The following is an 11,887-nucleotide window of genomic DNA, read 5'->3' as shown; positions in this document are numbered from 1 at the left end:
TCAGTGACCGACACCTCGAAGCACCCCACGAAGAACGGCGCGCGCACCACACCGCCCCCGGCGGCGGACGCCGCGGCGGGTGGCGTCTCCCGGCGCCGGCTCCTCGGCACCGCGTGGGCCGCGGGCGCGGGCGGCCTCGTCGTCTGCGCGGCCGGGGGCGCGGGCGCCTACGCCGCGACCCGGCCCGCCGCGCCCACGCCGCTGACCAGGCTCGGCGCGGAGGCCGTCCCCTTCCACGGCACCCACCAGGCGGGGATCGCCACCCCGCTGCAGGCCGCCGGCCACCTCGCCGCGTTCGACCTGGCGCCGGGCGCGGGCCGCGCGCAGGCGGTGGCGCTGCTGCGTCGCTGGACCGCCTGCGCCGCCGCGCTGACCGAGGGGCGGCCCGCGCCCGACCACGACACGGGCGTCGCCCTGGACGCGGGCCCCTGCTCGCTCACCGTGACCTTCGGCTTCGGCCACAGCTTCTTCGACCGCACGGGCCTGGTGAAGCAGCGCCCCGTGCAGCTCGACCCGCTGCCCGCGTTCTCGTCCGACCACCTCGACCCGGCCCGCAGCAACGGCGACCTGTGGATCCAGGTCGGGGCGGACGACGCGCTCGTCGCCTTCCACGCACTGCGCGCCCTGCAGAAGGCGGCAGGCGCGACGGCACGCGTGCGGTGGCAGATGAGCGGGTTCAACCGCTCCCCCGGCGCCACCGCGCACCCCATGACCATGCGCAACCTGATGGGGCAGATCGACGGCACGGGCAACCCGCAGCAGTCGGCGCCACGCTTCGACGAGCAGGTCTTCGTGCCGGCGAAGCCGGCCTCGGACGGCACCACGCCCGCCGGCCCCGCGTGGATGGCGAACGGCTCGTACGCGGTGGTGCGGCGCATCAGGATGCTGCTCGACGACTGGGAGAAGCTCTCCGTCGACGCGCAGGAGAAGGTCATCGGGCGCCGCAAGTCGGACGGCGCCCCGCTGACCGGCGGCACCGAGCGCACGGCGATGAACCTGACCAAGACAGGACCCGACGGGAAGCTCGTCATCCCCGCCGACGCGCACGCGCGGATCGCGCAGCCGAGCGCGAACGGCGGGGCGGCGATGCTGCGCAGGGCGTTCTCCTACCAGGACGGGATCGGCGCGGACGGCACCCCGGACGCGGGGTTGCTGTTCGTCGCCTGGCAGGCCGACCCGCTCACGGGGTTCGTACCGGTGCAGCGCAAGCTCGACCGCGGCGACGCGCTCTCGGCGTTCATCAGGCACGAGGCGAGCGGCCTGTTCGCGGTGCCGGGCGGGGCCGCCGAGGGGGAGTACGTGGGGCAGCGGCTGCTGGAGTCCTGAGGGGCCGCCCGCCCGCGGCGCTGGAGTCCTGGGGCCCCGCCGCCCGTCCGCGGGGCCCCTCGCGGGGGCGGCTAGGGTGGGCCGCATGTCGGCCACGCGCTATACGTATCTCGGGCCCGAGGGCACCTTCACGGAAGCCGCCCTGCGCACCCTGCCGGAAGCCGCCACCAGAGAGCTGACGCCGATGGTGTCGGTGCCCGCGGCCTTCGACGCCGTGCGGTCGGGGCAGGCGGCGGGCGCGTTCGCCGCGATCGAGAACTCGGTGGAGGGCGGCGTGACCGCCACCATCGACGAACTCACCGGCGGGGAACCGCTGATGATCTACCGCGAGGTGCTGCTGCCGATCACCTTCGCCCTGCTCGTACGGCCCGGTACGGCGCTCGGCGACGTGCGGACGGTGACCGGGCACCCGGTGGCGCAGCCGCAGGTGCGCGACTGGCTGCGGGAGCGGTTGCCCGAGGCGGTGTGGGAGTCGGCCGCGTCGAACGCGGACGGCGCGCGGCTGGTGCGCGAGGGCAAGTACGACGGCGCGTTCGCCGGGGTCTTCGCGGCGGCGACGTACGGCCTCGAACCGCTGGTCACCGACATCCACGACGCGGCGAACGCGGTGACGCGCTTCGTCCTCGTCGGGCGCCCAGGACGGCCCGCGGCGCCCACGGGCGCCGACAAGACGTCGCTGGTGATCTGGCTCGGCGACGACCACCCGGGCGCGCTGCTCGGCCTGCTCCAGGAGTTCGCCGTGCGGGGGGTCAACCTGATCCAGATCCAGTCGAGGCCGACCGGCGCGGGCATGGGCAGGTACTGCTTCACCGTCGACGCGGAGGGCCATGTCGCGGAGCGCCGGGTGGCGGAGGCGCTGATGGGGCTCAAGCGGATCTGCCCGAAGGTGCGGTTCCTCGGCTCGTACCCGCGTGCGGGGGTGGCGCCCTCGGACGTGCCGCCGCCGCGGCCCGGCACGTCGGACGCCGACTTCATCGCGGCGGCCGAGTGGCTGGCGCGGAGCCAGGACGGGCGCTCCTGAGCCGCTCGCCCGCGGGGTGCCCGGCTCCTGTGTGCACAGTGCCACCCGGCCTGTGGATAACTATGCAAGTTATCCACAGGAATAGATCTCGACCTGAGGACAAGTCGACAAGGCGAGCCCCTCGCGTCGACAAATCCCCCGAGTCACTCGTTCGCTGTCCACAGGGTGTGGGGTGTTGCCAAGCCCTCACATGACCCTCACCCGCGGTGATCGTCCACCCGGGAGGGCCGACTCCCACCCGAAGGAGTGGGAATTGCAGGTTTAGCAGCGCATTTGTCCGGCGACCGCCCTTCCGGGAAAATGATCAAGGCCATTGTCCACAGCGTTACCCGCGGACCTGTGGATAACTTTCCGCCGGACCTTTTCCCACTGTGGACAAGGGGCGCCAAGTGCCGTCCCCCACAAGGGATGTGAGTCAAGGTGAGGTGGCGCGGACACCTCCTGGCGGGGAATTGCGGGTGACCGGTTGACTTATGGCCGGTGCGCGACCGGCAAAGGCCCGGCCCCGGTCCCGCCGGGCTCGCTCATGATCACATTCCGACATTGTCGCCATTTACACCAATAAATCCAATTGCGGCAAAAGGGAGTAATCGCATCCGTGGCGGTGCCGTGGATACGGGGTGAGCCCCAGGCGCGCGCACCGGTAGCCTTGGCCGGGTGATTGACCTTCGCCTGCTCCGTGAGGACCCCGACCGTGTCCGCGCCTCCCAGCGCGCCCGTGGAGAGGACGTCGGCCTCGTCGACGCCCTGCTCTCCGCCGACGAGCGCCGCAGGTCGTCCGGCGTCCGCTTCGACGAGCTGCGCTCCGAGCAGAAGTCGCTCGGCAGGCTGATCCCGAAGGCGTCGCCCGAGGAGAAGGCCGAGCTGCTGGCCCGCGCGGAGCGGCTCAAGGCCGACGTGAAGGCCGCGGACGCCGCGCAGCACGAGGCCGACGAGGAGGCCAGGAAGCTCCTCCTCCAGCTCGGCAACGTCGTGCACGAGGACGTCCCGGTCGGCGGCGAGGAGGACTTCGTCGTCCTGGAGACGCACGGCACGATCCGCGACTTCGGCGCCGAGGGCTTCGAGCCCAAGGACCACCTGGAGCTCGGCGAGGCGCTCGGCGCGATCGACATGGAGCGGGGCGCGAAGGTCTCGGGCTCGCGCTTCTACTACCTCAAGGGCGTCGGCGCGCTGCTGGAGCTCGCCCTGGTCAACGCGGCGGTCGCGCAGGCCACCGCCGCCGGGTTCACCCCGATGATCACGCCCGCGCTGGTGCGCCCGCAGGCCATGGAGGGCACCGGCTTCCTCGGCCAGGCCGCCGCCGACGTGTACCACCTGGAGCAGGACGACGCCTACCTGGTGGGCACGTCCGAGGTGCCGCTCGCCGCGTACCACATGGACGAGATCATCGAGGCCGACCGGCTGCCGCTGCGGTACGCGGGCTACTCCTCGTGCTTCCGCCGGGAGGCCGGCACGTACGGCAAGGACACCCGGGGCATCTTCCGCGTCCACCAGTTCGAGAAGGTCGAGATGTTCTCGTACGTGGCGCCCGAGGACGCCCAGGCGGAGCACCTGCGGCTGCTGGAGTGGGAGAAGGAGTGGCTGCTCGGCCTCGGTCTGCCCTTCCAGGTGATCGACGTGGCCTCGGGCGACCTGGGCGCCTCGGCGTCCCGCAAGTACGACTGCGAGGCGTGGATCCCCACCCAGGGCAAGTACCGCGAGCTGACCTCCACCTCCAACTGCGACGGCTTCCAGGCCCGCAGGCTCTCCGTGCGCATGCGCGACGGCAAGCAGGTCAGGCCCCTCGCCACGCTCAACGGCACGCTGTGCGCGGTGACCCGCACGATCGTGGCGCTCCTGGAGAACCACCAGCAGCCCGACGGCTCGGTGTGGGTGCCCGAGGTGCTGCGCCCCTACCTGGGCGGCCGCGAGTTGCTGGAGCCGGTCGCCAGGTGAGCGCGGACGTGAGCCCCGCCGCGGCCTTCCCCTACCGGCTCGTCGCGACCGACCTGGACGGGACGCTGCTGCGCGACGACGGCACGGTCTCGGACCGTACGCGCGCCGCGCTCGGCGCCGCGGCGGCGGCAGGCGCGGCGCACATCGTCGTCACCGGCAGGTCCGTGCCGTGGGCCAGGCACGTGCTCGCCGACCTGTCCTACGAGGGCCTCGCCGTGTGCGGCCAGGGCTCGCAGCTCTACCACGCGGGCGAGCGCAGACTGCTCACCTCGGTGACGCTCGACCGGCAGGTCGCCCGGCTGGCGATCGCCAAGATCGAGGCCGAGCTCGGCCCGCTCGCGCTCGCCGTCAGCCAGGACGGCACCGAGGGGCGGGTGCTGACCGACGAGCGCTACGCGCTGGGCGGCGGCACGTCGGACCGGGTCGCCGCGGTCACCGACGCGGACGCCTTCTGGGCCGCCCCCGTCAACAAGGTCTACCTCCAGCACCCGGAGCTCGACGACGACGCCCTGGTGGCGGCGGCCCGCCCGGTGGTCGCCGGTCTCACGGACGTGGTGCTGGCGGGCCCCGGCACGGTGGAGCTGGTGCCGGTGGGCCTCACCAAGGCGCGCGGCCTCTCGCTCGCGGTCCGGCGCCTCGGCCTCGCGGCCAGGGACACCATCGCGTTCGGGGACATGCCCAACGACCTGCCGATGTTCGCCTGGGCCGGACACGGCGTGGCGATGGCCAACGCCCACCCCGAGGTGCTCGCCGCCGCCGACGAGGTCACCTCGTCCAACGAGGACGACGGCATCGCGCTCGTCCTGGAGCGGCTGCTCGCCGCTGCGGCCTGAGCCGACCCCACCCGAAGGGGCTGGGCGGCTGGGCGAGGGAGCGGCCCGCGCCTGCGCGCGCTCGAAGCGGCCGCCCCCTCCGGGCGGTGCGCGCCGTGCCGCCCGGCTGCGGCACGCACCCGCAGGGACGAGTGTGCTGACCGGCCCGCGGCACCGCCACCGGATATCCGCGGCGCGGGGCGCGGGACGCGCGGGACGACCCCCGCCCCCTGCGGTCCCCGGGGCCCGTCGCCCCCTGCGGTCCGGGGCGGGGCCGCGCCCCTCCTGCGGTCCGGGGGCGGAGGTCGCGCGCGTGCCGGCCCGTCAGGCCCAGGTGATCAGGCGCTTCGGCTGTTCGAGGATCGCGGCGACGTCCGCGAGCACCCTGGAGCCGAGCTCGCCGTCGACCAGGCGGTGGTCGAAGGAGAGCGCGAGCGTGGTGACCTGGCGCGGCTTGACCTTGCCCTTGTGGACCCACGGCTGGGGCTTGATCGTGCCCACCGCGAGGATGGCCGCCTCGCCCGGGTTGAGGATGGGCGTGCCCGAGTCGACGCCGAAGACACCGACGTTGGTGATGGTGACCGTGCCGCCCTGCATCGCGCCGGGCGCCGTACGGCCCTCGCGCGCGGTGGACACCAGCTCGGCGAGCGCAGCCGCCAGCTCGGGCAGCGTCTTGTCCTGCGCGTCCTTGATGTTCGGCACGATCAGGCCGCGCGGGGTGGCCGCCGCGATGCCCAGGTTCACATAGTGCTTGGTGACGATCTCCTGGTTCGCCTCGTCCCACGCGGCGTTGACGGCGGGGTGGCGGCGGATCGCGACGAGCAGCGCCCGCGCGATCAGCAGCAGCGGGCCGACCCGCAGACCCGCGAGCTCCGGGTCCGCCTTCAGCTCCTCCACCAGCTTCACGGTGCGCGTCACGTCGACCGTGACGAACTCCGTGACGTGCGGCGCGGTGAAGGCGCTGCCCACCATGGCCGCGGCGGTGGCCTTTCGCACGCCCTTGACGGGGGTCCGGGTCTCGCGCGCGCCGGGCTGCTGCTCGGGCGGCGCGGCCGCGGTGCCGTTGACGGGCGCCTGCGGCTCCTCGACGGCCGCCGGGGCCGCGGCGACCGCCGCGTGCACGTCCTCGCGGGTGATGACCCCGTCGGGTCCCGTCGGCGCGATGGCCGCCAGGTCCACGCCGAGGTCCTTCGCCAGCTTGCGCACCGGCGGCTTGGCCAGCGGCCGGTCGGCGGCGGGCCCGGGCTCCGCGCGGGGCGCGGGCTCAGGCGCGGCGGGGGCCGCGGGCGCGGACTGGCCCGGAACGCCCGGGGTGCCGCGCCGCGGGCGGCGCTTGGTGGAGGACTCGGCGACGCCGTAGCCGACCAGGACGGGGGTGCGCGCGGGCGCGGCCTCCTGCTCCGCGCCCTCCGCCCCGGTCCGCTGCGCCGGCTCCTCGGGCGCGGGCGCGGAGCCCGGCGCGTCGACCGTGATGATCGGGACGCCGACGTCGACGGTCGCCCCCTCCTCGAACCGCAGCTCGCGCACGACGCCGTCGTACGGGATCGGCAGCTCGACGGCCGCCTTCGCCGTCTCCACCTCGCAGACCACCTGGCCGTCCGTGACGGTGTCGCCCGGCTGTACGTACCACTTGAGGATCTCCGCCTCGGTGAGCCCCTCGCCGACGTCGGGCATCTTGAACTCGCGCGCAGGGGCGGCGGACATGTCAGTCGTCATGATGCGGCTCCTCAGTACGCCAGCGAGCGGTCGACGGAGTCGAGCACCCGGTCGAGGCCGGGCAGGTACTCGTCCTCTAGGCGGGCCGGCGGGTACGGCGCGTGGAAGCCGCCGACGCGCAGCACCGGCGCCTCCAGGTGGTAGAAGCACCGCTCCGTGATCCGGGCGGCGATCTCCGCGCCGGAGCCGTAGAAGACGGGTGCCTCGTGCACCACGACGAGCCGCCTGGTGCGCTCGACCGACGCCTGGAGGGCGTCGAAGTCGATCGGCGACATCGACCGCAGGTCCACGACCTCCAGCGACTTGCCCTCCTCCGCGGCGGCCTCGGCCGCCTCAAGGCAGACCTTCACCATCGGGCCGTACGCGGCGAGCGTCAGGTGCTCGCCCGCCCGCACCACCTTCGCGCCGTGCAGCGGCCCGGGGATCGCGTCGGTGTCGACCTCGCCCTTGTCCCAGTAGCGGCGCTTCGGCTCGAAGAAGATCACCGGGTCGTCGGTCTGGATGGCCTGCTGCATCATCCAGTACGCGTCGGAGGCGTTCGAGGGCGAGACGACCTTCAACCCGGCGACGTGCGCGAACAGCGCCTCCGGGGACTCGCTGTGGTGCTCGACCGCGCCGATGCCGCCGCCGTACGGGATCCGCACGACGACCGGCATCTTCACCGTGCCGAGCGAGCGGGCGTGCATCTTCGCGAGCTGCGTGACGATCTGGTCGTACGCGGGGAAGACGAACCCGTCGAACTGGATCTCCACCACCGGGCGGTAACCGCGCAGCGCGAGGCCGATCGCCGTGCCGACGATGCCGGACTCGGCGAGCGGGGTGTCGATGACCCGCTCCTCGCCGAAGTCCTTCTGGAGGCCGTCGGTGACGCGGAAGACGCCGCCGAGCTTGCCGACGTCCTCGCCCATGACGAGGACCTTCGGGTCGTTCTCCAGGGCCGTGCGCAGCGACTCGTTGATCGCCTTGGCGAGGGGGAGCTTGCGGGCGCTCATGTCAGTTGCCTCCCTCGGCGTGGGCCGGGGCGTCCTCGAACGACGCCTGGTACGCGGCGAACTCCTTGCGCTCCTCGTCCACCTGGGCGCTGCCGTCCGCGTAGACGTGGTCGAAGACCGCCATCGGGTCCGGGTCGGGCATCGAGCGCACGGCGTCGCGCACGCGCCGGCCGAGGGCCTCGCTCTCCTCTTCGAGGGCGGCGAAGAACGCGTCGTCCGCGTACCCCTCGCGCTCCAGGTGGCGGCGCAGCCGCAGGATCGGGTCCTTCGCTCCCCACGCCTCCCGCTCCTCCTCGGAGCGGTACTTCGTCGGGTCGTCGGAGGTGGTGTGGGCGCCCATGCGGTACGTGAACGCCTCGACGAGCATCGGGCCGGCGCCGCCGCGGGTGTGTTCGAGGGCCGCGCGGGTGACGGCGAGGCACGCGAGCACGTCGTTGCCGTCGACCCGGACACCGGGGAAGCCGTAGCCGCGGGCGCGCTGGTAGAGCGGGACGCGGGTCTGGCGCTCGGTGGGCTCGGAGATGGCCCACTGGTTGTTCTGGCAGAAGAAGACGACCGGCGCGTTGTAGACGGCCGAGAAGGTGAAGGACTCGGCCACGTCGCCCTGGCTTGAGGCGCCGTCGCCGAAGTACGCGATGACGGAGGAGTCCGCGCCGTCCTTGGCGACGCCCATGGCGTAGCCGGTGGCGTGCAGGGTCTGCGAGCCGATGACGATCGTGTACAGGTGGAAGTTGTTGCTGTTGGGGTCCCAGCCTCCGTTGTTGACGCCGCGGAACATCCCCAGCAGGTTCACCGGGTCGACACCGCGGCACCAGGCGACGCCGTGCTCGCGGTAGGTCGGGAAGACGTAGTCGTCGTCGCGCAGCGCGCGGCCCGAGCCGATCTGGGCGGCCTCCTGGCCGAGCAGGGAGGCCCACAGGCCGAGCTCGCCCTGGCGCTGGAGCTGGGTGGCCTCGCCGTCGAAGCGGCGGGTGAGCACCATGTCGCGGTAGAGGCCGCGCAGCGACTCGGGCGTCAGGTCGGCGACGTAGCCGTCGTAGTCCGGACGGGCGACGCGTTCACCCTCGGGGCTGAGCAACTGGACGAGGTCGTCGTCGGGGCGCTCCGCGGGGCTCGCGCCCTTGCGGGCGGCGGTGGCGCGGGTGCGGCCGGTGCCGCGCGCCGCGGTCCTGCCCTGCCCGCCCGACCTGCCGGTCTTCGCCGTCTTCGCCGCTCCGGTCGCCCGGGGCGTCTTCGCGCTCGCCGAGGCGCTCGGCGCCTTCTCGGCGCCTCGCGGTTTCCGCGCGGTGGTGCTCTCCACGGTCACGTGCGTGTCCCTCCGTCTGTCCGGCCACCCGGGATCTGCCGGGTACCAGTGCGGTTCCGCCCGGTTCCTCCGGCCGCACGGGGTGGGTGCGGGAACGCGAAGGCCCCGGACGTGACAGGTGCCCCGGCGAGCACCTTCGAAAAGGCACGTTACCCAGAGTGCAGCGTGCCTGTGAAACCCCGCCTGACCTGCGATTTTCCTTGGATTTCCAAGTAAATCGGCGGGACGGGGGCACAGCCGCTGGTCAGGGCTTCGGCAACAGCCTCGCAGGCCGCCGGGACAACGGCACGTTATCCCGGGCCTTCGGCGGCAGGGAAGGGGTGAATGTGTGACACTGCGACTGTGGGAGAAATGGACGAAAAGGACAAAATTACCGTCTTCCTCCTGGACGACCACGAGGTCGTCCGGCGGGGAGTCCACGAGCTGCTGTCCGTCGAGGAGGACATCGAGGTCGTGGGCGAGGCGGGCACGGCCGCGGACGCGCTGGTCCGCGTGCCGGCGACCCGTCCGGACGTCGCGGTGCTCGACGTGCGGCTGCCGGACGGCAGCGGGGTCGAGGTGTGCCGGGAGATCAGGTCGCGCGACGAGAACATCAAGTGCCTGATGCTGACGTCGTTCGCGGACGACGAGGCCCTGTTCGACGCGATCATGGCCGGGGCCTCCGGCTATGTGCTCAAGGCGATCCGCGGCAGCGAGCTGCTCGCGGCGGTGCGCGACGTCGCCGCGGGCCGCTCGCTGCTCGACCCGGTGGCGACCGCCCGCGTGCTGGAGCGGCTGCGGGGCGGCACGGGCCCGCGCGCGGACGACAAGCTGGCGAACCTGACCGACCAGGAGCGCAGGATCCTCGACCTGATCGGCGAGGGCCTGACCAACCGCGCGATCGGCGAGCGGCTGCACCTCGCGGAGAAGACCATCAAGAACTACGTCTCCGGCCTCCTGTCGAAGCTGGGCATGGAGCGCCGCTCCCAGGCCGCGGCCTACGTGGCCCGCCTCCAGGCGGAGCAGCGCTGAACCCGCCACCGCGCCGGGCCGGCGTGGCGGCCGCGCGGGGCGGGCGGGCCCCACAGGCCCCACGGGCCCCACAGGCCCCACAGGGGCCCGGCCCAACCGGGACCTAGGGCCCCTCATGTCGGGGCGGTCTGCTCTGTCGCGGGGGCGGAGCGGTGACGCAGAGTCGTGGTATGTCCACCGACGCCCCCCTGACGGCCGAGGCCACCGCCCTCCTGGCCCGCGTACCGTACGGAAAGCTCGCGGCGACCCTGCGCGCCCTTCCGTTCGTCGCCCCCGCCCGCCATGTCGTCCTGCAGGACGCGCTGCTGCTGCGCATGCACCGGGGGCTCGGCTACCACCGCGCCTGCGCCGGCACCGTGGTGGCGTACGGCGCGGACAACCTGGCGCCGCGGCCGGGCGACCGCGACCGGTGGTCCGTGCAGTGCATCGGGACCGCTTCGATCGTGCGGCCGACCGAGGCGGAGGAGGCCCTCTTCGGGGCGGCGGACGGCCTCGTGGACGGCGAGCCGTTCGACCCCGTCTACCTGCGACTCGTACCCGAACTCAGCACCGTGCACCGCCTGATGCCCGAGTACGGGGCCGATCCGCCGGCCACACTCACCGACTCCGCCGCGCGACCGGATCGACACGCAGCGTCATCTACCATCTGACGAGTGCAGCGCTCATCTGTCCTCGCCCCTCCCGCCGTCGTACGCCCCGCGGAACCCGCCAGGCAGCCGGCCCCAGGCCCCCTCGCCGACGTCCCGCTCGGCGCCCTGTTACGGCACTTCGGCAGCGCGGGCGAGGCCCTGTCGTGCGAACCGGTCACCCAGGGGCTGCTCAACCGCGGCTACCGGGTCACGACCACCCGCGGCACGTACTTCCTCAAGCACCACCTCGACGGCGACCGCGACGCGATCGTCCGCCAGCACCGCGCCACCCGGCGCCTCCAGGAGCTCGGCGTGCCCGTCGCCCCCGCCGTCGAGGGCGCGGACGGCGCCACCGTGGCGGTCGTCGGCGGCCACTGCTACGCGCTGCACCCCTGGGTCGAGGGCAGGCACCGCGACGGCGCCCAGCTGACCGTCCGCGCGTCCTGGCGCCTCGGTGGGCTGCTCGGGCTCGTCCACACCTGCCTCGACCACGTGATGGACCCCGGCGCGGCAAGCACCCCCGCCCCGCGCTACGAGAGCCGCGACCCCGCCCTGACCCTCCGCGAGATCGCCGAGCTGCTCGCCCTCGCCCGCGGCCACAGTCCGGGCGACGCCTTCGACGAGCTGGCCGCCTACCGCCTCACGGAACGCCGCGCGCTGCTCGAACGGCACGCGCACCGCAGGCCGCCGCCGGGCGCCGAGCCGGCGCCCGGCTGGGTGCACGGCGACTTCCACCCGCTGAACCTGCTCTACCGGGGCATCGAGCCCGCGGCGATCGTCGACTGGGACCGGCTCGCGGTCCAGCCGCGCGCCGAGGAGGCCGTACGGGCCGCCGCGATCTTCTTCGTCGGCCCGACGGGCGAGCTCGAACTCCCGAAGGTGCGCGCGTACGCGACCGCCTACCGCCGCGCGGCAGGCGCCGACGCCCGCGAACTCGCCGCCGCCGTCCACCGGGTCTGGTGGGAGCGCCTCAACGACTTCTGGACGCTGCGCTGGCGCTACGTGCGCCACGACCGCAGGGCCGACCCGCAGTTCGCCGCGGTCTCCGCGCTCGCTGTGTGGTGGACGAGGGAGTACGAGGCGGTGCGCGAGGCCTTCACCTGCTGACCGCGCGCGCCAAGACCGGGGCGGCGTCAGCC

At 73.6% G+C, this 11,887-nt stretch carries 10 protein-coding genes; 7 read left to right on the top strand and 3 right to left on the bottom strand.

The annotated features are described in order from the left end of the window. Window positions 1-3: 3 nt before the first annotated feature. From efeB to ABEA77_RS18575, 4 genes are all read left to right on the top strand, one after another. Window positions 4-1,326: an iron uptake transporter deferrochelatase/peroxidase subunit gene (gene efeB, locus ABEA77_RS18590; RefSeq protein WP_345648534.1), complete on the top strand. Its 1,323-nt coding sequence runs from the start codon at window positions 4-6 to the stop codon at window positions 1,324-1,326. Window positions 1,327-1,411: 85 nt separating this feature from the next. Then, a complete protein-coding gene (gene pheA, locus ABEA77_RS18585) occupies window positions 1,412-2,347 on the top strand; it encodes a prephenate dehydratase (RefSeq protein ID WP_345648531.1) in 936 nt (311 codons plus the stop codon). A 657-nt stretch (window positions 2,348-3,004) separates the two neighbouring features. Beyond that, complete coding sequence (serS, locus tag ABEA77_RS18580) at window positions 3,005-4,282, top strand: serine--tRNA ligase (RefSeq protein ID WP_345648528.1); 1,278 nt, start codon at window positions 3,005-3,007, stop codon at window positions 4,280-4,282. Window positions 4,283-4,290: 8 nt separating this feature from the next. Next, window positions 4,291-5,115, top strand: a complete 825-nt coding sequence (locus ABEA77_RS18575; protein ID WP_425588318.1) for an HAD family hydrolase — start codon at window positions 4,291-4,293, stop codon at window positions 5,113-5,115. A 303-nt stretch (window positions 5,116-5,418) separates the two neighbouring features. Here the strand turns inward: ABEA77_RS18575 and ABEA77_RS18570 are convergent, their stop codons facing one another. From ABEA77_RS18570 to pdhA, 3 genes are read right to left on the bottom strand one after another with little or no spacing between them, the layout of a single operon-like run. Further along, a complete protein-coding gene (locus tag ABEA77_RS18570) occupies window positions 5,419-6,810 on the bottom strand; it encodes a dihydrolipoamide acetyltransferase family protein (RefSeq protein ID WP_345648524.1) in 1,392 nt (463 codons plus the stop codon). Window positions 6,811-6,821: 11 nt separating this feature from the next. Further along, window positions 6,822-7,802, bottom strand: a complete 981-nt coding sequence (locus ABEA77_RS18565; protein ID WP_345648521.1) for an alpha-ketoacid dehydrogenase subunit beta — start codon at window positions 7,800-7,802, stop codon at window positions 6,822-6,824. 1 nt (window position 7,803) lies between these two features. Then, entirely contained in the window at window positions 7,804-9,108 is a 1,305-nt protein-coding gene (pdhA, locus tag ABEA77_RS18560) for a pyruvate dehydrogenase (acetyl-transferring) E1 component subunit alpha (RefSeq protein ID WP_345648518.1), read from the bottom strand. 351 nt (window positions 9,109-9,459) lie between these two features. On the opposite strand from pdhA, the gene ABEA77_RS18555 reads away from it, so the two are divergent. The 3 genes from ABEA77_RS18555 (at window position 9,460) to ABEA77_RS18545 (ending at window position 11,855) form a co-directional block, all read left to right on the top strand. Next, the gene (locus tag ABEA77_RS18555; RefSeq protein WP_345648515.1) at window positions 9,460-10,119 is read left to right on the top strand and encodes a response regulator; all 660 of its coding nucleotides are present in this window, start codon (window positions 9,460-9,462) and stop codon (window positions 10,117-10,119) included. A 170-nt stretch (window positions 10,120-10,289) separates the two neighbouring features. Further along, window positions 10,290-10,769, top strand: coding sequence for a pyridoxamine 5'-phosphate oxidase family protein (locus ABEA77_RS18550; protein WP_345648512.1), 480 nt, complete (start codon window positions 10,290-10,292; stop codon window positions 10,767-10,769). 105 nt (window positions 10,770-10,874) lie between these two features. Continuing rightward, a complete protein-coding gene (locus ABEA77_RS18545; protein ID WP_345648680.1) occupies window positions 10,875-11,855 on the top strand; it encodes a phosphotransferase in 981 nt (326 codons plus the stop codon). The last annotated feature ends 32 nt before the right edge of the window (window positions 11,856-11,887 follow it).

It is taken from the genome of Streptomyces tremellae, assembly GCF_039540215.1.
GTDB lineage: Bacteria > Actinomycetota > Actinomycetes > Streptomycetales > Streptomycetaceae > Streptomyces > Streptomyces tremellae.
Note: the sequence above shows the minus strand (reverse complement) of the source record. Positions and strands in the feature narration are given on the sequence as shown.